The following is a 19,501-nucleotide window of genomic DNA, read 5'->3' on the forward strand; positions in this document are numbered from 1 at the left end:
GCTCAAATCTGACCAACTTGATGATGACACCCGTAGGCAAGTGGCAGGAAGCTTAGGAGAAATTGGTCAAGGCAATCAAAATGCGATCGATGCTTTGGTGCAACTGCTCAAATCTGACCAACTTGATCATCGCGCCCGTAGTCTAGTGGCAGTAAGCTTAGGAGAAATTGGTCAAGGCAATCAAAATGCGATCGATGCTTTGGTGCAACTGCTCAGTTCTCCCCAACTTGATGATTACGACCGTGGACAAGTGGTAGCAAGCTTGAAGGAAATCGAGACAGATAAGCAGTTTGCCGTCATTAAAGCCTTAAAAGCCAACTTCAACGACTCTCAGCAAATTAATAATGCATACTACGTAATCTGGCACTACGCCCAAAATATGCCCTACCCCGATTTCTATCAAGCTTGGCACCAAGACACTCCTACCAACACCGCAACAGCAAGCCGCAACTTAGCAAACTTACCCCAATACCTCGCCGAAGCTATTCACAATCAACGCAATTTATGCAGCAAAGTAAAGCTAATTTGCATCGACAATCACCAATTCATCGACCCCGAAAACCCCGCCGCAGAAATTTACGATGAGATGCTAAATCAAAATTGTCCAGAGTGGCAGAATGGGTATCCAGATACAATGCAAAAACTCAAACTTTATTGGAATTACCTGCGCCGCATTAGCGAAATTCCCCTGTTTTTCATCTGCTATGATTCCACAGCACTCTCTACACCCACAGGATTTAGCGATCCATTTCTGAAAGCTTTAAGCAAATTTGATGGCGCGATTTGTGTGGTGTGCGAACCAGGGGATATTCCCTTGCGATATTTCTCACCCAGTCAACCGAATTTAATTGCAGAGATTGTCGAGTGGATTAAAGAGAAAATGAGCGAAAAATAGAGAATATGTTAAGATTAAACTAAACTCCCAATCTGGAGGCTTTATGGCTGAAATTACCATAGACGAAAGTAAACTGAAAGAACTGCTAAAAACTGCGATTGTTGAACTTCTCCAAGAGCGAAAAGAAGTTGTTTATGATTTATTAGCAGAAATTATCGAAGATATTGCTTTAGAAAAAGCAATCGAAGAAGGTGAAAATACCGATACAGTTAGCCGCGAAGCAATTTTCAATATTCTAGGGCGAAAAGAATGAATGTTGAATTTAGAAAGAGTTTTGAAAAAGATTTAAACAATCTCCGCGATCAATCCCTACTGCAAAGAATTCAGGTGGTTATTGAAGAAGTAGAGGCGGCTGAAAATCTCGGAGACGTAAGCAATTTGAAAAAGCTTAAGGCTGACGGGAGCTACTATCGAATCAGGGTGGGAGACTACAGAATAGGTATGGCAGTCAATGAAAATATCGTCATTTTTGTGAGAGTGTTGCACCGGAAAGAAGTTTACAGATATTTTCCTTAACTTAGATGAATCTTCCAGAGTGGCAGGATGGGTATCCAGATACAATGAAAAAACTCAAACTTTATTGGAATTACCTGCGCCGCCAAAGCGAGATTAACCTGTTTTTCATCTGCTACGATTCCACAGCACTCTCTACACCCACAGGATTTAGCGATCCATTTCTGAAAGCTTTAAGCAAATTTGATGGCGCGATTTGTGTAGTGTGCGAACAAGGGGAAATTCTCTTGCCAACTTTTTCACCCGCACAAAAAGACTTAGTAGCAGCTATTGTACAATGGATTGAAAAGGTGATAACCAAAAATTGATGTGAAACAAATAGAAGAAATTCGCCATCAACTCCAAGCTGGTCAATTTGAATTTAGCCGCCATGGGTTTAGGCGTGCTGTAGAACGAAATATCAGCGAACAGGAAATTAGAGAAGTTGGTGAAAATGTTATAATCATTGAAGATTACCCAGAGGATAAATATTCGCCAAGTTGCTTACTCTTAGGATTCACTCGTTCCGGCAAAGTCCTGCACATCCAAGTTTCACGTCAAGAATCAGAAATTGCTAAAATTATTACTATTTATGAACCCGATCCCAATCAATGGATTGACTATTCACAACGGAGGTAACAATGTTTCAATGTCATGTTTGCGGGGCAACAGAATCTCACACAGAACAAGTCAATGAGGTTTTCCAAATCAATGGAAAATTCTATGTTGTCGAACAAATTCCCGCGCAGGTATGTTCAAGGTGCGGTGAAGTTACATTTAGCCGCGAAACAACGGAGCGAATCAGAAAAATGTTACATGGAGAATCACAACCTCTCAAATCTATTAATGTTGATGTATTTGCCTACCAATAGGATTGCATTATCGGGTATTCCCTCGCTCCACGCCTATTACTGACGGTTTATGTAGAACGAGGTCAGCGAACCCGAATCATTTCTGCCCGTCTCGCCACTAAAGCTGAAAGGAGATTATATGAAAACCCCTGAAGAAGAACTGGAATTTAAACCCCGCCCCCGTGCGAAAGAAACAGTTTCTCTAGATCTGCCAAAAGACGTATTAGAATCACTCAAATAGCTGCCAGTCGAGATATGTCTTTGGAAGCTTTGCTGAGATTTTATATAGGGCAAGGTTTAAGGCAGGATTTAACTAACATATTTGCCAATCGCGTGCTAGAAGTAACCGCTAAAGTTCTGGCGGAACACATTGAATCAGAAGAAGAAAATTAAACTATTATTCAAACTATTCCTTCAGAAGCAAATTGGTAGAGTTGGCTGGAATGAATGGAGAAAATATTCAATGAAAGTTGGCAGCATATTAGACGCATCTAGTTGGAAATGAGAAGGATGGGAAAGCGATCGCATCCCAAACCACCGCTCAAAAATCACCTGTAGTTGCGAGCGTTCGCCAGCCAAAACCTGTAAAATAAAAGTGGTAACCAACAGGTAAAAAATATGACACTTACAGCCACAGAATATAAATACATAGAACTCGACGATCGCAATGTTCCAATTATTGCAGGAACTACAATGAAAGTGATTGAATTAATTGAAGCTCATCTCGCTTACGGTTGGAACGCTGAAGAAATCCACCGCCAACATCCCTATCTGACCATGAGCCAAATTTATTCGACTTTAGCTTATTACTGGGATCATAAACAAGAACTTGATGCAGATATGGAACGACGTTATCAATATGCTGAAAAAATGCGTCTAGAAGCTGGGGAATCTCCCCTAGTTAAAAAACTCCGCGCCAAAGGGCTAATTAAATGACAATAGCTCTTTACATGGATGAACACGTACATAAAGGAATTACAGATGGATTGCGCGAGGGGGAGGTAGATGTTTTAACCGTTCAAGAAGATAATCGAACTAGCACGCCAGACCCGATTATACTTGACCGCGCTACCGAACTTCAGCGCGTGATGTTTACCCAAGATCAAGATTTTTTAATTGAAGCAAACCGCCGTCAAGTTGAGGAGGTGAACTTTGCTGGTGTCATTTACGCTCATCGGAAAAATGTCACAATTGGCGATTGCGTGCGCGATTTAGAAATTATTGCTAAAGCTAGCGAACCTGAAGATTTAGCGAACCAGGTTTTATATCTACCTTTGTAGTTTTACCAGAAATGCGCTCGCTCACCAAACCCAGTAAAATAAAAGTGGTAACCAATAGGTAAAAACTATGACACTTACAGCCACAGAATATAAATACATAGAACTCGACGAACGCAATATCGCCATCATCGCTGGAACTACGATGAAAGTGCTGGAATTAGTAACCTCTCAATTTACCCACGGTTGGAGTCCAGAAGAATTGCACTTTCAGTATCCCCATTTGAGCATGAGTCAAATTCATTCCGCACTCGCTTATTACTGGGATAACCAAGCAGAGGTAGATGCAGAAATAGAGCGACGTTTCGAGTATGCTGAAAGGATGCGTCTAGAAGCCGGGGAATCTCCTTTAGTTGCCAAACTGAGAGCGCAAGGACTCCTCAAACGCAGAGGCTATAAATAATGAGTGTAGCCTTCTACATGGATGAAAATGTCCCTCGCGCTGTTACAAATGGCTTGCGGTTGAAAGGTGTGGATGTTTTAACAGCCCAAGAAGATAACCGCGAGGGTACACCCGATCCAATTTTACTTGACCGAGCCACGGAACTTCAGCGGGTCATGTTTACCCAAGATGAAGATTTTTTAGTAATAGCTCAACTGCGGCAGGAAGAAGGGATAAACTTTGGGGGTGTTATTTACATTCACAACCAACGTCTCTTTATTGGTAGTTGTGTAGAAGACTTGGAAATTATTGCTAAAGTTTACGAACCTGAAGATTTAGCGAACCAGGTTTTATATCTACCTTTGTAGTAGTATCGCTTCCCAAACACCCAGAAACCCGGTAACTTCTGCGAAACCGGGTTTCTCAGTTTTTAACGACAATAAGTCAGATAACGGGAAGATACATAACCCCGCATAGGACGGGAAATCGGCACCCAGCCATTTGCACCGCGATTTACAATCGTAACGCGGGTTCCGTTGCGTAACTTGCCGATAATTCGACCGCCTGGTCTTGAACGCACATTCAAAGGAGTACCGTTAGTTACAACTCGCCGACACATGGAATTATTGGCGACTGTAACCAATTCCTCTTCAGCGGCATTTTGCTCAAATGAACGCCCCGTCGTAGTAGCATTGGCAGGAGAAATCAATGTTAAACTAGGCACGGCGAGGGATAAAAATGCAATTGCTGCTAAAAAGTTTTTCCCGTAATTGATAGTTTTCATAAGGTTAAATCCTTAGTTGGTTTACTCTTTCATTCTCAGCAAGCTAACTAGGGTTTGACAGTACCATTATGGGGTACTTTTAATAGAGATAGGTAACGCAGAGAGGAAAGCGGGATGGGTAACGCCGAATATGGAGCGCATTCAAGGGAAAATAGTATTACAACTGTTCGCCTGCTCAAGCCATGAACAATTCATCGATTAAACAGTTACTCGAAGACCTGAAAAACCCTGATGACACCGTGCGCCAGGAGGCGTCATCGGAACTTTGGCGTCTCTGGTTTCGCCAAAAGGGTGTACTGGGACTGGAACTGCTACAGCAATCTCAAGCTTTCCTGGAAGTGGGAGAGTTGAACAAGGCGGAAACCGTCCTGAATCAACTGATTGCAGATATGCCAGACTTTGCGGAAGCTTGGAATCGACGCGCCATCCTCTACTATATTCTCAGCCAGTACCGGAAAGCGATCGCTGACTGTCAAAGGACTATCCAAATCGTCCCCTATCACTTCGGCGCACTCCACGGGATGGGGTTGTGTCACGTCGCACTGGGTGAGTATCGTCAAGCAATTCAAGCTTTCCACAAAGCACTGCAAGTTCAACCTTATGCGATCGAAAATCAGCGGTGGATTTTAGAATGTACTGCTAAGTTAAGTTAGGTAATTGCTAATGGCTAACGGCTAATGGCTAATGAGTAATAACCAAGACTGTTGTGGTTAACTAACAATTAGCAATTAGCAATTAGCAATTAGCAATTAGCAATTACCCAACTGCAACTGCTTCCTGCACTTGTTCGCGTTTTGCTTGCTTGATGTTTTCTAGCTGTTGCAGCAGTTGCGCTTTCACTTCATAGCGATAATTAAAGAAGTGTTCGCCTACGCCTAAAGTCGTCATATAGTCATAGAATAGACGAGGTTTGAGCAGAGCGATCGCAAACATTTGCCACCAGAAGCGCCACCGGGTTGAACGCACTACACCCTGACGCCAACAAACTGCCAAAAATAAGCGCAACTCCTTCGAGGTAATTTTGGGCATCCATCGACCGCGCCAACCATTCATCATCATAAAATGACGGAAAGTGCGCTTCAAATATGGCATCGGTTCGTAAATATTCCAGAAGGCATCTATGTATTCTGCCACAATTTCTTCCACTGGGCGCGTCGGGGTAAAATTCATAATTGCACCTTGATGAAACGTTCCCAAACCATCCACCAAACGCCCTTCTTGCTTCAAGCGCGTCCACATTTGCGTATTCTGTAATGCCTGAAGCAAGCTAAACTGACCTTGGGGAATTCCCGTCGCTTCAATAAATTCTTGAATCCGCTTACCCGCACCCGGACGTTCGCCATCGAAGCCTATGATAAAACCAGACATAATTTGCAGTCCGGCTTTGGTAATTTTCTGACAAGATTCAACCAAAGGATGGCGCGTATTTTGATTTTTGTGGATCCCCAGCAGGCTAGTTGTATCTGGCGTTTCGATCCCCATAAATACGATGTTAAAACCTGCTTTCACCATTAGCTCGATCATTTCGTCATCTTCGGCTAAATTCAACGATGCTTCGGTGAGCAAAATAAATGGATAATTCCGTTCCTGCATCCAAGGAATTAGCTCCCTCAAAAACACCTTGGCGTTGCGTTTATTGCCAATAAAATTATCATCCACAACAAACACATACCTATGCCAACCCATCTTGTAGAGGACTTCTAATTCCCCTAACATCTGTTCAGGCGTCTTCGTGCGCGGTTTGCGTCCGTATAGGTTAATAATGTCGCAAAATTCGCACTGGAACGGACATCCCCGCGAAAACTGTACCGTAATTGCCAAATAAGCATCTAAATCGAGTAAATCAAACCGGGGAATCGGCGTTTGAGTCACATCGGGTTTTTCCGGCGAACGGAAAATGCCCCGTTCCTCCCCGCGTTCCAATGCTTCTAGGAACATCGGGATTGTGCATTCACCTTCATCTAGTATCAAATAATCTGCGCCAGATTCTAATGCAAACTCCGGTACGGAAGTGGGGAATGGCCCACCCACGGCTACTTTTTTACCCAAGGCGACGCCTTTTTGAATTAATGCTCGAAAATCGGCTTTTTGGACGATCATGGCGGATATAATTACAATCTCGCACCATTCCCAGTCGGCTGCGGTTTCCTGCCGCACATTGCGGTCTGCAAATCGGATTTCCCAGTCTTTGGGCAGCATAGCGGCGACGGTAATCAATCCTAGCGGCGGATTGGTCGAGCGTAAACGGGCTAAATTCAGCGTTTCTTGGTATGACCAGAAAGAATTGCGAAAATGAGGCCAGATTAGTAAAGCTTTCATTACAAAAAAACCCGCTAGTTAGGATTTTGGATTTTGGATTGGGAATAGTTGCCCTGTTGACAAGGCTTTCCCTGCACATTGGCTCTCAAATCGGCAGGAAAGCGGGGCGGGGATTACCGCTTTCCCAGGAACCGATTGGGCGAAAAAGAAGCAGAAAAACCGCGAATCGCACCCGTCAAAACATAAAATATAAAGAAATAATTTAGTTCCCCGCTGCCTTGACTCATATCATCCAAAAGGAAGATTTTTAGGTAAATTTTTGTGAAAAACTAGATGAGAACGGTATAATTTATAGCATGCCATTGAGAAAGGCTGCGGTTGTGGCGCCAAACAATGTCAAACTAGATAGGGAATGGGTAATGGGTAATGGGTAATGGGTAATGGGTAATAGACCTCTGCAAAAAACAAACTCCAAGACAGGCGAGACGCCTATCCCACAAGAGTTATGGGAGAAGTCTAATGCGATCGCACACCCAATCACCAATGACCAATTACCCATTAGCAATTAGCAATTAGCAATTAGCAAAAATGACAAAACAGCGAGTTCTCTCTGGAGTTCAACCAACCGGGAATCTTCATTTGGGAAACTACCTGGGAGCGATTCGCAACTGGGTAGAAGGGCAGAGTCAGTACGATAATTACTTCTGCGTGGTCGATTTGCACGCAATTACCGTCCCCCACAACGTGGAAACCTTGGCATCCGATACTTACACTATCGCAGCCCTGTACCTGGCATGCGGCATCGATTTGCAATATTCCACCATTTTCGTGCAATCCCACGTCTGCGCTCACAGCGAATTAGCTTGGTTGCTCAACTGCGTTACGCCGCTCAACTGGCTGCAAGATATGATTCAGTTCAAGGAAAAAGCGGTCAAGCAAGGGGAAAATGTCAATACCGGCTTGCTGGATTACCCGGTTTTGATGGCGGCGGATATCTTGCTGTATCAAGCGGATAAAGTCCCCGTGGGGGAAGATCAAAAGCAGCATTTGGAACTCACCCGCGATATTGCCAACCGATTTAACCACCAATTCTGTAAAGGGGAAAAAGTGTTAAAGTCGCCAGAACCCCTAATTCGGTCTGATGGCGCGCGGGTGATGAGTCTGACGGATGGGACGAAAAAAATGTCTAAATCCGATCCTTCCGAGTTGAGTCGGATTAGTCTGCTAGACTCTCCAGATGAGATTACCAAAAAGATTAAGCGCTGCAAAACCGACCCGATTAAGGGTTTAGAGTTTGGCAATCCAGAACGTCCAGAGTGCAATAACTTGCTGACGCTTTACATGATACTTTCTGGGAAAACTAAGGAAGCCGTAGCCGCCGAATGTGCGGATATGGGTTGGGGTCAGTTTAAGCCGCTCTTGACAGAAACGATAATTTCTGCATTAAACCCGATTCAAGAAAAATATCGTGCGGTGATGGACGAGAAAGGTTATTTGGAGTCGGTGTTGCGGCAAGGTAGGGAAAAGGCAGAAGCAATCGCTAACGTTACTCTATCCCAAGTTAAAGACGCCCTGGGTTATACAAAGCCCTTGTAAACATTCTCTCCTTCTCTCGTTCCCAGGCTCCGGCCTGGGAACGCCATTTGGGAGGCTCTGCCTGCCAAATGGAGGCAGCAGCCCAGTGTAAAGTTTCTATAAAGCGATTAGGCATTGGCTGGACAGAGCAATCAAGCATAACGCATAACAGATCAAAGCTTAATTTTAGAATTTCTTCAAACCTGACACCCGATGCACGCTACCCTATACCCAACACCCTTAAATTCTTTCCGCGCTGCCGTCAATGCGGGAGAATTTTTAATTACCGCCGAAGTTATGCCACCCAAGGGAGGTAACCCCGCCCACATGGTAAAAATGGCGCAACTGCTAAAAAATAGAGTTCATGCAGTTAATATTACCGATGGCAGTCGGGCGGTGCTGCGGATGTGTCCGTTGGCGGCATCGATGATTTTATTACAGCAGGGAGTAGAGCCAATTTGTCAAGTTGCGTGTCGCGATCGCAACCGCATCGGACTGCAAGCCGACCTCATGGGCGCTCATGCACTCGGTATCCGGAATATTTTAGCTCTCACAGGCGACCCGGTGAAAGCGGGCGACCATCCAGATTGTAAAGGCGTTTTCGATTTGGAAGCGGTACGCTTGCTCAAAGTAATAGATAAAATGAATCGCGGTTTTGACTGTAACGACCAACCCCTCACCGATGGCGCGACCGATTTATTTGTCGGTGCTGCTGTTGACCCGCAGTGTGCCAGTTGGTCGGGATTGCAGCAACGATTTGAGCGTAAATTAGAAGCAGGGGCGCAATTTTTCCAAAGTCAGTTGGTTACCGACTTCGACCGACTAGAAAAATTTATGGATCAAATTGCTGCTGGTACGAATAAGCCAATTTTAGTCGGAATTTTTCTGCTAAAATCCGCAAAAAATGCCCAATTTATCAATCGTTGCGTGCCTGGAGTTAACATTCCCCAACATATTATCGACCGACTAGCAGCCGCAAAAGATCCTTTAGAAGAAGGGATGAAAATAGCCGCCGAACAAGTTCAACATGCGCGTCAACTTTGTCACGGCGTCCACATGATGGCGGTGAAGCGAGAAGATTTAATTCCCCAAATTTTGGATATTGCTGGAATTGCTCCCCTATCTGCTTCCCATGCGGTGACAGTAGGGGTGTAAGCTGTAGGGGCACGGCATTTACAACCTTTTAGTACAAATCAAAAGTTATCTACGCCGTGCCCCTACAAAACCTGTTAAAACAAAAGCACGGCGTTCTACAATCTTTGGGTAGAAATCAAAACAGGACTTACGTAACGCCGACCGATTTAGGGGCAACCACGGGGGGATTGCCCCTACAAAACGCTATATATGGATGTTCTGCGTAACTCTTGAAAAGTTATCTACCTGCGCTACAAAACCTCATCTTAACGTCGCCATCTCTCAAATTGATCTTCAGAACAGCCGTCAATATAAGTATTTTGTACCCAACCTCTAAGGGGTCGAACAACTTCCGGGGAAGTTCCAGGGGGTGATGTGACTCTTCCAGAGATTTGAACCCAGTTACCCGATCTTCGCACCGCCCTAACAATGTCTCCCCTGTTTAGTTTGGTGACCACTTGAGACTGGGTATTGGGGGCGCTGCGGACATTAACACCATTTGCGTTAATAAACGAACAGATGCCATTATTTTGTACAATAATTTGAGGTTGATTGTGTGAATTTGGCGTTTGAGGATTTGCCAGCGCACCAGACGCAAGCGACAGACCAGTAATAGAGGCAGATCAAATAGCGATCGCACCTAAAAATTTTCTTGATTATCTCATGTAAAATTGGTGGGAAACAACGATCTAGTTTAACTTACTTCCACAGCTTTACCATTGATATTGAGAGATTTTTTAATACTAACGCAAGTGGCAAGCTTGCTAATTGCTAATTGCGCTCAAAGCGTAATATACCATTTTTCCCTATCGAGCCATTAGCCATTAGCGATTAGCCGCTCTTCGAGAGATAACTAGCAACTTGAGTTACTAAGTTAATTGTCGCAATTTATAACACACAGCTTTACCAAATTGTACTGGCTCGAAGGCATCGTCAAGATTAATAGTTGTTTCCCCCCCGCCTAGAAATAGGTAACCGTCGGGTTTTAAAACCCGCCGCACCCTCGATAAAATACATCGTTTAGTTTCAATATCAAAATAAATTAGAACGTTACGCATAAAAATAATATCCATTGGCGACAAAGGTGGAAAAGTCGAAGTCAAATTAATTTGACGAAACTCTACTATCCGGCGAATCTCTTCTTTTAGCTGCCACTCATTGCCAAAAGGCTGAAAGTATTTTTGCAGCAATGTTGCAGGTAGTCCCCGATTAATTTCATGCTGTCCGTAGCGTCCAGCGCGTGCTTTTTCTAACATGGCGGTAGAAATATCGCTGGCAATTATTTGCACGTTCCAAGAAGAAAGATTTGAAAAATGCTCGCGCATCAACATAGCAATGCTGTAAGGTTCTTGTCCCCTGGAACAGGCGGCGCACCAGATATTTAGATTTCCTTCTATTTGTCGCTGCTTTAGTAATTCTGGCAGGATATGTATTTTTAGTGCTTGAAAGGGGTGTTCGTCGCGGAATAAAAATGTTTCGTTGGTCATCATTGCTTCCACAATTAGATTGTAGAGCGGGTTAAAAGGCGCCTACCGCAGTTGCGTTACTAAAGCGCCAATCGAATTAACTCCAGCATTCTTGGCTAATATTGACAAACGCGACTCGATGAGGTAATGCTTATCTTCGGATAGGACTACACCCGTGCGATCGCGTACCAGTTTGCGTATATAATCAAAGTCAGCAGCGTTGATTGGCATGGTAATTGGTAGTTGGTAATTGGTAATTGGGAATGGCTAATTGTTAATTGCTAATTGCTGATTGCTAGTTAACCTCAACAACCTTTGTTATTACCGATTAGCCATTAGCCATTAGCCATTAAAACAATTGAGCGATCTTAGTTGTTTTCCTAAAGGTTTAACAACAATTTCTTGGGTGTCGTTAATCGGATCTACCACCAATCCAAACGGTTTGTCAGTTGCTTGGACAACAACTATATTGAGAACCTCGTCATTTGCGATTTTAGATTGATTTGAATTCTCCGCGTCCGGTGTGTCTCCCCGTCCCCGCGTCCTGTTCTGAGTCCAGCTTTAATTCCCGATTTAAATAAACTAACGGTAGCAGTCGTCCCCGCAGGCGATAAACGGGGGTGTCGTGAAACATTTCGATGCTTTTGAGTGCTTGTTCGCCTTCGAGGCGGACGAGTTCGACTAAATTAACTTGGGGAATAGCAAAGCGATCGCCTCCACTGGTAATAATCAAAGTGGGAATAATCGCCAGCGTCAGGGGAATCTTGAGCTTAAACGTCGTTCCTTGTCCGATGCGACTGTGGACATCGATGCTACCGTTGATTTTTTCCACATTCGCCTGCACCACGTCCATCCCCACGCCTCGTCCGGAAATATTGGTAATTTGTTCTGCAGTGGAAAAACCGGGTAGAAAAATCAAATTGAGCGCTTCTTGATCGCTCATTTGCATAGCTCGATCTAAGGTAATTATCCCCCGTTGGATCGCTTTCTGTTTAATGCGTTCTGAATTGATTCCCTTACCATCATCGGACACTTCAATTGTCACTTGACCGCTTTCGCGATCCGCTCGCAAACAAACTCGTCCGACGGGGGGTTTACCCGCACCTCTGGGGTTTCGAGTCCGCGATCTAAACAGTTGCGGATCAGGTGGGTGAGGGGATTTGCGATCGCTTCAATTATCTTGTCTAATTCAGTTTCTTCCCCTTCCATTTCCAAGCGCACCTGCTTACCCAAACTGAGCGCAATATCCCGCACCACGCGGGGGAATTTGTTCCACAGCGTGCGAATAGGTTGCATCCGAGTTTTCATCACCCCTTCTTGCAATTCTGAGGTGACTAAGTTTAACCGTCCGGATACGGATTTAAAAGCATCGTCTTTAATTTCGCTATGAGAAAACTCCAGAATTTGGTTGCGACATATAACCAGTTCCCCCACCAAATTCATTAATTTATCTAAAACCGCAACATCAACTCGGATCGCCGTATCCGCAACGCTAAATTTATCAGTATCAGTTTCAGAAACAACTGCCAATTTTGGACGTTCCACCCCCCCTTGTGCAAGGGGGGGCAGGGGGGGATCCGATGGTGAATTTGGCACCCCCCCTTGGTGAAGGGGGAGCAGGGGGGGATCGGAAGCTGGTTGTTTCTAACGCTTGGAAATGGTGTTTTATTGCATCTACCACTTGTAGTAAAGCGTCGGTGATAGAGGGAGTGAGAGTGATAGTGCGATCGCGCAAGCGACTGAGCAGATTTTCTGCCGCATGAGTCACCCCTTCCAGCTTGTCTAAACCCAAAAATCCGCTATTTCCTTTAATCGTGTGCAGACTGCGGTAAATGCGGTTCATCACCTCTGGAGCGGAATTACTTTGCTCCAGCACCAGCAGATCCCCTTCGATCTGGTTCAGGTGTTCGTAACCTTCGATGAGGAATTCCTTGACATCTTCATCGATTTGCATTGACTAAGTTCCTTCTTTTCTAACTGCCAGATTCATCAACAAGAGTCAGAAAAATCCCCGACTCCAACCGACCCAATCTTTGTTTTCTGCAGAAATATCTAAGTATCCGGAAAGTTAACGATAAAAATTTTAGATTTTAGACTTTGGATTGAGCGATCGCCTAGGGCGATTACCTAAAACTGTGCCAAAATCCCTAACCCAAAACTTTCCTCGACCGCTGTATGCCTTGCGAGCGCGCGCGCTGCTGACTAACTATGCACCCACATCTAGCGACGAATACTTGGAAACAGTAGTGCTACCCCAGCAAAATTACACCCTAGCTCTAATACTTAGAAATTAAGGGTTGATTGCTTGACACTGTAATTATACCTTACTCATTATTTTGATCAGAACTTATTATAATCGCCAAAGAGATTCGCTTGACTTACTTTGACCAGCCAACCATAAAGTTCAGGGATTACCGAAACTAATTCAGTTTTTAGGGTGAAGATAAATCAAGACCCGCGCCATCACACTTACGTGGGAATACCGATGAATTTTTCATAGGGTGCAGATAAATTAAGGATCGAGGGAGCGCATCTACGTAAGAATACTGATTTGTTGTTTTTCCAGCTAAAGCCATGACCCAGGCAATTGAAAAAGCCCCCCAAAATTTCACCATTTTAGACCGCGTCCCAGTGGGTTTATGCGTCATCCAGCAAGATATGGTGGTTCTTTATTGGAACCGCATCCTAGAAGACTGGACGAAAATCCCTCAAACCGAAATCATCGGCAAGAAACTAGATACCTATTTTCCCCATAACGACTAGATAGCCCAAAAACGGAATAATATGTAATGATTCTTAATTTATCCGAAATTATGTTTCTCACTCCAAAACAAGTCCAAAAACAATATGGTTATCATCCCAAAACTCTAGCAAACTGGGCAGATGAAGGGAAGATCGTTTGTACTAAATCCCCCGGTGGTCATCGTCGTTATCTGGCATCTAGTTTAGAGGCGATGAAATCACAGGAAGGTGAAACAATCCTCTACGCAAGGATCTCAACGCCTGCCCAGAAGCCAGAACTAGAGAACCAAGTCACCTATTTAGGGCAGAATTATCCGGGTTGTCAGTGCATTCGTGAAATTGGATCTGGCTTGAACTTTAAGCGGAAAAAGTTTCTCGCGTTGATGGAACGAGTTTCCAAGCGAGAAGTAAAGCGGATTGTCGTGGCACACAAAGATCGGCTCTGCCGCTTTGGATTTGACTGAAGTTCAGAAGCGACACGTTAGGGGCAAGGCAAGAAACAAGCTGTCAAGGATTGCAACAAGCAAGAACAAACCGCATATTCATCGTTGTAATCTTGGCAAGAAACGTTGGAACAAGCGAGAAGCCAAGAAGAAAGCGCAACTACTCAACCGAGTGAGAGAAGGCGTTAATCAGTTTTTTGATCGGCACAGAGAAGCCGTCACAGAAGAGTTAAGCACTCCAATCAAGTCAAAACGGCGTTCCCGTGCCATGAAACGAAATCTTTCTGAATGGTGCAAAGGACAGATTCAGAAAGCGTTAGAAGAGATTGCCAGTCGTCGCAAATCGTCTGTGACGTTGGTGAATGCTGCCTATTCATCACAGGTGGATTCTCGCAATGGAACCTTGCTAGGCAACAGATCTGGGGATTCATTCTTCACGTTTGACGGGATGAAGTTACAGGCAGATTGCAATGCGGCTGTGAATTTACATCAGCGCAAGGACGATGCCGAGATTACTCGGTGCATGAGCGCTGATGCCGTTCAGAGAATTCTGATCCGCAGAACCGCATCTTTTTTGGCTGATATGGATCTGTCGCTAGAGGAAGCGGTTAACCGTGGCTGGTTAGATCGTAAACACCTGTACTCGGCGGAAGTCAAAGAAGCCCCGGCTAAGGACTCATGCCCAGTGGTCTAGAACGTGAGGGAGGATGTCTCCTGTGTCCGCTTACCTCACGCCCCTCAGACCGACAACAATGGTCAACGAAATATTACGGTTCTTTCCGTCTTATTCCGATATGCCTAGAGTCCACATCAATCAACCGAAGTACCAAAGTCGCTTGCGACAAGTGTTTAAACACGGCTTACCCGCCGTATTTTCCCCTCAGCTGCACCAGCCATTAATTACTGCTAACCAACCTAACGGCAAACCGCGCATTCAACAAACCAACGTCACCCCAGTACCAGCAGTTTCGGGAGAAGGATTCGATGCCTTACAGCCGATTGCTTTTCGTGTGAGGTACAGCCTTTTGGCGCAAGTTTGTATAGCGGCAGCATTAATGCTGCCGCTATACAAACGAAGGTGTACCTCATCCGCCTGCAATCCGCTATAATTGCCATTCAAGACGTGACCGAACTCACCCAGCGCATCCAAAGCTATCAAGAAGAACTAAAACAACGCCAGCTCGTAGAAGCACGATTAAAACGCGCCAAAGTCGCGGCAGAATCAGCAAACCGCGCCAAAAGCGAATTTTTAGCCATGATGATCCCTGAAATTCGCACCCCCATGAATGGCGTCATCGGCATGACCGAATTACTGTTAGATACTCAACTAACACCCAACCAGCGCAATTTCATCAATACAATTCGCACCAGCGGCGATTCCTTGCTTGCCATTATTAACGATATCCTCGACTTTTCTAAGATTGAAGCCAGTAAACTAGATTTAGAATCAGAACCTTTTAACCTGCGAATTTGTGTCGAAGAAGCTTTAGATTTAGTTGCTACCAAAGCGATTGAAAAAAATCTGGAATTAGCCTACCAATTTTTTGCCCCAAATACCCCCAATTTTATTTTTGGATATATCACGCGAATGCGGCAAATTTTGGTAAATCTGATTGGCAATGCCGTCAAATTTACCTCATCTGGGGAAGTAGTTGTCTCCGTTTCTGCTAAAAAATTGTCGACTGGGTCAGAAGACCCAGCAACGCGGGTTCAAAGCGAACAAGAGAATTCTCAATCCCCAATTACCAATTCCCCATTACCCATCACCAATTCCCAATACGAAATCCAATTTACAGTTAAAGATACCGGCATTGGCATTCCCCCCGAACGAATAAATTTACTATTTAAACCCTTTACTCAGGTTGATAGTTCCACCACGGGCAAATTCGGCGGCACAGGGTTAGGCTTAGCCATCAGCAAGCGGTTGTGCGAATTGATGGGGGGTACGATGTGGGTAGAAAGCGAAGTAGGAAAGGGTTCCAAGTTTTCTTTCACAATAATTGCTCCTTTAGCTCCAAAAAGCGAAGATACGTTAGATCTAAACCTGCCTCAGCCAGAATTAGCAGGGTTGCAGGTATTGGTGGTGGATGACAATGCCACAAACCGCAAAATACTCACCCTGATGGCTAAATCTTGGGGCATGGTTGTCCGCGCTGCCAAGTCGGGTGCCCAAGCTTTAAAATTACTCAATCAAGGCTATGAATTTGACTTGGCGATTTTAGACTACCACATGCCAGAAATGGATGGAATTGCTCTGGCTCAGGAGATTCATGCTTTACCGAAGACAAAAAATTTGCCTTTATTAATTCTGAGTTCTGGAGGGAAACCAAGTCGCAAAGAAATCCCCCATCAAGCTGACTTTGTGGCTTTTATTTATAAACCCATTAAGCAAGCTCAACTTCACGAAGTTTTGGTTCGCATCGCCGGTAAGGAATGTACCAATACCAAACCCTGTATTGAGAAACCGTCCCAATTCGATCCCGGTTTAGGGGAAAAACTGCCTTTAAAGATTTTGCTGGTAGACGATGTGGAAGTAAACCAAACTGTTGCCGTAGAAATGTTAAAGCGATTAGGCTATAGCGCTGATGTTGCCAGTAGCGGAGTTGAGGCGCTGGATGCGCTTTTGCAGCGCGAGTATTATGTCATATTTATGGATATGCAAATGCCACAGATGGATGGATTAGAAACCACCCGTCGCATCCGGCAGCAGTTTTCTCCCGATCGCAAACTTCCCCCTTGGCAAGGGGGACCAGAGGGGGATCAAAAGGAGGGAATCCCAAATCCCAAATCCCACCGTCCTTGGATTATCGCGATGACGGCGAATGCGATGCAAGGCGATCGCGAAGCTTGTTTAGATGCAGGCATGAACGACTATATCAGCAAGCCAGTCCGAGTCCAAGTACTCACCCAAGCCCTTAGCCGCTACGAACAATTTCTCTCTAAATTACCACCTGTGGAACTGGAAACTAGGACGAGCCAGATGGAACAATTAGAGGAAGAGAAAACTTCATTTGTTGCTCCACCCCAAACAACTGCTTTGCAAGCAGTTTCATTAGCAAGTCACCCACTGCCGCAAACAACAAAGTCGAATCTATTATTGTTGCGATCTGCACCTGAGTTATTGCCTCCCTCCCTGGATCCTCCACAATCAAAAACAGAGCAAAACAATGCTGACCTCAAGCGAGTAAATAGCACAAAAGAAGCATCAGCATCGCCTGAGGGCAACGCACCCATTCCCCAGTCACACCCAGCCGTTGCTCGTCAAGCATTTGAACAGTTAAAAAACTTAATCTCCCGTGCAGGGGAACTGGTGGCAACGATTGAAGCCGAGTATAACCGGATAACGGGGACAGAAGAAGTGGAAGCTCTGGAGCAGGGGAGCAAGCGAGCAGGGGAGAATATAAATTCAAATTCCCCTCTGTCCTGAAGAACAGATCGAGCATTTGCTACCAACCCCCAAGTCTGAAAAAGATAGTGCTGTCCTTTTGGATCCAGCGCGTTTCACCATTGAGGAATTGCACGTTCAAGGAGATATTGTCATCTTTTTCGATGTGGGTTCCTTCGAGGTTTTGCTGGAAGCGATCGCAGCCGTAGCGTCATAGGTAATTGGTTATTGCAGATGGCGTATTTCAAATTAAATCTGCCATCTAAAATCTGAAATCTCAAATCCGAACACATGGATATGCCAAACGAATTAACGAGAAATGTTGCCATATAAATTGAGGAAAATTTCCAAAATTTTCAATCTCCCATCACCTATTCCGAGTCACTTCAACAACTGCTCCACGCCTTAGCAGCGGTGCGGGATGGAGATTTTACCGTGCGCTTAGACGAAAATAACGGCTTGGGAGAAATTGCCACCGTTTTTAATCAAATGGTGAGCGTTAATCAAAAATTTGTCAACGAGTTGATTCCCATTCACCAGGGAGTGGTTGAAGAAGGAAAGGTCAACAAACAGGTAGCGCACAAAGAATTTAAAGGAACCTGGACTGCCAGTATTGATGCTGTCAACGAGATGGTCAATAGTTTGGTGAACCCGACTATAGAAATTGCACGGGTTTTGCACGCTGTCTCAAAAGGCGATCTCTCCCAAAAATTTGAGTTAGAAGTTGAAGGCAAGCAAATAAAGGGATTGTTCCGCCGCATCGGTACTACGCTCAACAAAATGGTAGACCAACTCAATGCCTTTGCCTTAGAATTAAACCGCGTTGCGGTTGAAGTTGGCAGCGAAGGAATATTAGGAAGTCAAGCTTGCGTAGAAGGCGTATCCGGTATTTGGAAAGACCTGACCGCAAGCGTCAACTTGATGGCAAATAATTTAACCAATCAAGTCCGCAATATTACGAAAGTAGCAACGGCAATCGGCGTTGGCGATCTGAGCGAAAAAATAACGGTTGATGCTAAAGGCGAAATATTGCAATTAAAAGATACCCTCAACCAAATGGTTGATAGTCTCAACGACTTTGCTTCGGAAGTGACGCGGGTAGCGAGGGAAGTCGGCACGGAAGGCATTCTCGGCGGTCAAGCACAAGTGCGCGGCGTAGCTGGAATCTGGAAAGAATTAACCGATAGCGTTAATTTAATGGCGCATAATTTGACCGATCAGGTACGCAATATTTCTGAAGTAACCACCGCAGTTGCTAATGGAGATTTGTCCAAGAAAATTACCGTAGAAGCGAAGGGAGAAATTTTAGAACTGAAGAATACCGTCAATCAAATGACCGCTCGCTTGGATGGGTTTGCTTCAGAAGTAACGCGACTGACAAAAGAGGTGGTAAACGGAAAATTAGGCGGTCAGGCAGTTGTATCGGGTGTGAGCGGAATTTGGCAAGATTTAACAGATGATGTTAATTTAATGGCGGCGAATTTGACTGACCAGGTGCAGCGAATTGGTGGAGTTGCGATCGCTCTCAACAATGCCTCGGAACAGTTGCTTGCAGATAGCCAAAATATGGGTGCTGCGGCAGAAGAAACTTCCGCACCAGCTGGAACAGTCGCCTCCGCCGCCGAACAAGTTAGCGTCAATGTGCAGTCCGTCGCCACGGGTATCGACCAAATGAACGCTAGCATCAAAGAAATTGCCAAAAGTGCTGCCGAAGCTGCCACCGTTGCAAATTCAGCGGTGAAAACGGCAGAAACTAAGTAGGTAGGTATAAATAAACTGAACACCCGACGGGCGAGACGCCCATCCCACAAGAGAG

General features: G+C 44.9%; 33 protein-coding genes and 1 pseudogene. 24 read left to right on the forward strand and 10 right to left on the reverse strand.

The window, feature by feature from the left end; genetic code table 11:
- The 8 genes and pseudogenes from MiSe_RS26805 to MiSe_RS26835 form a co-directional block, all read left to right on the forward strand.
- A partial coding sequence (locus MiSe_RS26805; protein ID WP_226586259.1) for a HEAT repeat domain-containing protein occupies positions 1–895 on the forward strand: 895 nt, incomplete at its 5' end.
- Between the two features lie 43 nt (positions 896–938).
- Positions 939–1,148, forward strand: coding sequence for a hypothetical protein (locus MiSe_RS26810; protein WP_226586260.1), 210 nt, complete (start codon positions 939–941; stop codon positions 1,146–1,148).
- Positions 1,145–1,411 carry a type II toxin-antitoxin system RelE family toxin gene (locus tag MiSe_RS26815; RefSeq protein WP_226586261.1) on the forward strand — a complete coding sequence of 89 codons (267 nt, stop codon included), beginning with the start codon at positions 1,145–1,147 and terminating at the stop codon, positions 1,409–1,411. Before MiSe_RS26810 ends, MiSe_RS26815 begins: the two co-directional genes overlap by 4 nt.
- 5 nt (positions 1,412–1,416) lie before the next feature.
- Positions 1,417–1,716 (forward strand): NACHT C-terminal alpha/beta 1 domain-containing protein, encoded by a 300-nt coding sequence (locus MiSe_RS26820; protein WP_226586262.1) that lies wholly within the window; start codon positions 1,417–1,419, stop codon positions 1,714–1,716.
- Position 1,717: 1 nt separating this feature from the next.
- Entirely contained in the window at positions 1,718–2,026 is a 309-nt protein-coding gene (locus tag MiSe_RS26825) for a DUF4258 domain-containing protein (RefSeq protein WP_226586263.1), read from the forward strand.
- Between the two features lie 2 nt (positions 2,027–2,028).
- The gene (locus tag MiSe_RS26830) at positions 2,029–2,259 is read left to right on the forward strand and encodes a YgiT-type zinc finger protein (protein ID WP_226586264.1); all 231 of its coding nucleotides are present in this window, start codon (positions 2,029–2,031) and stop codon (positions 2,257–2,259) included.
- A 6-nt stretch (positions 2,260–2,265) separates the two neighbouring features.
- Positions 2,266–2,391, forward strand: a pseudogene (locus tag MiSe_RS54005) (BrnT family toxin); the annotation flags it as partial.
- 102 nt (positions 2,392–2,493) lie between these two features.
- On the forward strand, positions 2,494–2,631 hold the full coding sequence (locus MiSe_RS26835) for a hypothetical protein (protein WP_226586265.1): 138 nt from the start codon (positions 2,494–2,496) through the stop codon (positions 2,629–2,631).
- A gap of 21 nt (positions 2,632–2,652) precedes the next feature.
- Here the strand turns inward: MiSe_RS26835 and MiSe_RS26840 are convergent, their stop codons facing one another.
- Complete coding sequence (locus tag MiSe_RS26840) at positions 2,653–2,844, reverse strand: hypothetical protein (RefSeq protein WP_226586266.1); 192 nt, start codon at positions 2,842–2,844, stop codon at positions 2,653–2,655.
- A gap of 12 nt (positions 2,845–2,856) precedes the next feature.
- Between MiSe_RS26840 and MiSe_RS26845 the strand changes: the two genes are divergently transcribed.
- The 4 genes from MiSe_RS26845 (at position 2,857) to MiSe_RS26860 (ending at position 4,265) form a co-directional block, all read left to right on the forward strand.
- Positions 2,857–3,174, forward strand: coding sequence for a DUF433 domain-containing protein (locus tag MiSe_RS26845; protein WP_226586267.1), 318 nt, complete (start codon positions 2,857–2,859; stop codon positions 3,172–3,174).
- The gene (locus MiSe_RS26850) at positions 3,171–3,518 is read left to right on the forward strand and encodes a DUF5615 family PIN-like protein (RefSeq protein ID WP_226586268.1); all 348 of its coding nucleotides are present in this window, start codon (positions 3,171–3,173) and stop codon (positions 3,516–3,518) included. The genes MiSe_RS26845 and MiSe_RS26850 overlap by 4 nt, the downstream gene beginning before the upstream one ends.
- 67 nt (positions 3,519–3,585) lie before the next feature.
- Complete coding sequence (locus tag MiSe_RS26855) at positions 3,586–3,918, forward strand: DUF433 domain-containing protein (RefSeq protein ID WP_226586269.1); 333 nt, start codon at positions 3,586–3,588, stop codon at positions 3,916–3,918.
- Positions 3,918–4,265: a DUF5615 family PIN-like protein gene (locus tag MiSe_RS26860; RefSeq protein ID WP_226586270.1), complete on the forward strand. Its 348-nt coding sequence runs from the start codon at positions 3,918–3,920 to the stop codon at positions 4,263–4,265. The genes MiSe_RS26855 and MiSe_RS26860 overlap by 1 nt, the downstream gene beginning before the upstream one ends.
- A 62-nt stretch (positions 4,266–4,327) precedes the next feature.
- Here the strand turns inward: MiSe_RS26860 and MiSe_RS26865 are convergent, their stop codons facing one another.
- Positions 4,328–4,681 carry an SH3 domain-containing protein gene (locus MiSe_RS26865; protein ID WP_226586271.1) on the reverse strand — a complete coding sequence of 118 codons (354 nt, stop codon included), beginning with the start codon at positions 4,679–4,681 and terminating at the stop codon, positions 4,328–4,330.
- A gap of 182 nt (positions 4,682–4,863) precedes the next feature.
- Between MiSe_RS26865 and MiSe_RS26870 the strand changes: the two genes are divergently transcribed.
- Positions 4,864–5,334, forward strand: a complete 471-nt coding sequence (locus MiSe_RS26870) for a tetratricopeptide repeat protein (RefSeq protein WP_226586272.1) — start codon at positions 4,864–4,866, stop codon at positions 5,332–5,334.
- A 103-nt stretch (positions 5,335–5,437) separates the two neighbouring features.
- Here MiSe_RS26870 and MiSe_RS26875 read toward each other — a convergent pair whose 3' ends face one another.
- Complete coding sequence (locus MiSe_RS26875; protein ID WP_226586273.1) at positions 5,438–7,000, reverse strand: B12-binding domain-containing radical SAM protein; 1,563 nt, start codon at positions 6,998–7,000, stop codon at positions 5,438–5,440.
- 380 nt (positions 7,001–7,380) lie between these two features.
- Here MiSe_RS26875 and MiSe_RS51205 point away from each other — a divergent pair, with 380 nt between their 5' ends.
- From MiSe_RS51205 to MiSe_RS26890, 4 genes are all read left to right on the forward strand, one after another.
- Positions 7,381–7,509, forward strand: a complete 129-nt coding sequence (locus MiSe_RS51205) for a hypothetical protein (protein ID WP_264196704.1) — start codon at positions 7,381–7,383, stop codon at positions 7,507–7,509.
- A gap of 19 nt (positions 7,510–7,528) precedes the next feature.
- Positions 7,529–8,536 (forward strand): tryptophan--tRNA ligase, encoded by a 1,008-nt coding sequence (trpS, locus tag MiSe_RS26880; protein ID WP_226586274.1) that lies wholly within the window; start codon positions 7,529–7,531, stop codon positions 8,534–8,536.
- A gap of 192 nt (positions 8,537–8,728) precedes the next feature.
- The gene (locus MiSe_RS26885) at positions 8,729–9,670 is read left to right on the forward strand and encodes a methylenetetrahydrofolate reductase (RefSeq protein WP_226586275.1); all 942 of its coding nucleotides are present in this window, start codon (positions 8,729–8,731) and stop codon (positions 9,668–9,670) included.
- A 56-nt stretch (positions 9,671–9,726) separates the two neighbouring features.
- Positions 9,727–9,876 carry a hypothetical protein gene (locus tag MiSe_RS26890; protein ID WP_226586276.1) on the forward strand — a complete coding sequence of 50 codons (150 nt, stop codon included), beginning with the start codon at positions 9,727–9,729 and terminating at the stop codon, positions 9,874–9,876.
- Positions 9,877–9,915: 39 nt separating this feature from the next.
- Here MiSe_RS26890 and MiSe_RS52935 read toward each other — a convergent pair whose 3' ends face one another.
- The 7 genes from MiSe_RS52935 to MiSe_RS26920 all read right to left on the reverse strand — a co-directional run bounded on the left by MiSe_RS52935 (position 9,916) and on the right by MiSe_RS26920 (position 13,069).
- Positions 9,916–10,263 carry an SH3 domain-containing protein gene (locus MiSe_RS52935; RefSeq protein ID WP_373872878.1) on the reverse strand — a complete coding sequence of 116 codons (348 nt, stop codon included), beginning with the start codon at positions 10,261–10,263 and terminating at the stop codon, positions 9,916–9,918.
- A 255-nt stretch (positions 10,264–10,518) separates the two neighbouring features.
- A complete protein-coding gene (locus tag MiSe_RS26900; protein ID WP_226586277.1) occupies positions 10,519–11,139 on the reverse strand; it encodes a CheR family methyltransferase in 621 nt (206 codons plus the stop codon).
- 39 nt (positions 11,140–11,178) lie between these two features.
- The gene (locus MiSe_RS26905) at positions 11,179–11,346 is read right to left on the reverse strand and encodes a hypothetical protein (RefSeq protein ID WP_226586278.1); all 168 of its coding nucleotides are present in this window, start codon (positions 11,344–11,346) and stop codon (positions 11,179–11,181) included.
- A 111-nt stretch (positions 11,347–11,457) separates the two neighbouring features.
- Entirely contained in the window at positions 11,458–11,607 is a 150-nt protein-coding gene (locus MiSe_RS52940) for a chemotaxis protein CheW (protein WP_373872879.1), read from the reverse strand.
- Between the two features lies 1 nt (position 11,608).
- Positions 11,609–12,187: an ATP-binding protein gene (locus MiSe_RS26910; protein ID WP_264196705.1), complete on the reverse strand. Its 579-nt coding sequence runs from the start codon at positions 12,185–12,187 to the stop codon at positions 11,609–11,611.
- Positions 12,157–12,660 carry a hypothetical protein gene (locus tag MiSe_RS26915; protein WP_226586279.1) on the reverse strand — a complete coding sequence of 168 codons (504 nt, stop codon included), beginning with the start codon at positions 12,658–12,660 and terminating at the stop codon, positions 12,157–12,159. The genes MiSe_RS26910 and MiSe_RS26915 overlap by 31 nt, the downstream gene beginning before the upstream one ends.
- Positions 12,629–13,069: an Hpt domain-containing protein gene (locus MiSe_RS26920; protein ID WP_226586280.1), complete on the reverse strand. Its 441-nt coding sequence runs from the start codon at positions 13,067–13,069 to the stop codon at positions 12,629–12,631. Before MiSe_RS26920 ends, MiSe_RS26915 begins: the two co-directional genes overlap by 32 nt.
- Before the next feature lie 620 nt (positions 13,070–13,689).
- Between MiSe_RS26920 and MiSe_RS26925 the strand changes: the two genes are divergently transcribed.
- The 7 genes from MiSe_RS26925 to MiSe_RS26955 all read left to right on the forward strand — a co-directional run bounded on the left by MiSe_RS26925 (position 13,690) and on the right by MiSe_RS26955 (position 19,446).
- Positions 13,690–13,878, forward strand: a complete 189-nt coding sequence (locus tag MiSe_RS26925) for a PAS domain-containing protein (protein ID WP_226586281.1) — start codon at positions 13,690–13,692, stop codon at positions 13,876–13,878.
- Positions 13,879–13,904: 26 nt separating this feature from the next.
- Positions 13,905–14,321, forward strand: a complete 417-nt coding sequence (locus tag MiSe_RS26930) for an IS607 family transposase (protein ID WP_226586282.1) — start codon at positions 13,905–13,907, stop codon at positions 14,319–14,321.
- The gene (locus tag MiSe_RS26935) at positions 14,275–14,994 is read left to right on the forward strand and encodes a zinc ribbon domain-containing protein (protein WP_226586283.1); all 720 of its coding nucleotides are present in this window, start codon (positions 14,275–14,277) and stop codon (positions 14,992–14,994) included. Before MiSe_RS26930 ends, MiSe_RS26935 begins: the two co-directional genes overlap by 47 nt.
- A 22-nt stretch (positions 14,995–15,016) precedes the next feature.
- Positions 15,017–15,409, forward strand: coding sequence for a hypothetical protein (locus MiSe_RS26940; protein ID WP_226586284.1), 393 nt, complete (start codon positions 15,017–15,019; stop codon positions 15,407–15,409).
- Positions 15,379–17,727 (forward strand): response regulator, encoded by a 2,349-nt coding sequence (locus MiSe_RS26945; RefSeq protein ID WP_226586285.1) that lies wholly within the window; start codon positions 15,379–15,381, stop codon positions 17,725–17,727. Before MiSe_RS26940 ends, MiSe_RS26945 begins: the two co-directional genes overlap by 31 nt.
- A 16-nt stretch (positions 17,728–17,743) precedes the next feature.
- A complete protein-coding gene (locus MiSe_RS26950; protein ID WP_226586286.1) occupies positions 17,744–17,902 on the forward strand; it encodes a hypothetical protein in 159 nt (52 codons plus the stop codon).
- Between the two features lie 176 nt (positions 17,903–18,078).
- Complete coding sequence (locus MiSe_RS26955; RefSeq protein WP_226586320.1) at positions 18,079–19,446, forward strand: HAMP domain-containing protein; 1,368 nt, start codon at positions 18,079–18,081, stop codon at positions 19,444–19,446.
- Positions 19,447–19,501 lie beyond the last annotated feature (55 nt).

This window comes from Microseira wollei NIES-4236 (genome assembly GCF_020521235.1).
Classification (GTDB): domain Bacteria; phylum Cyanobacteriota; class Cyanobacteriia; order Cyanobacteriales; family Aerosakkonemataceae; genus Microseira; species Microseira wollei.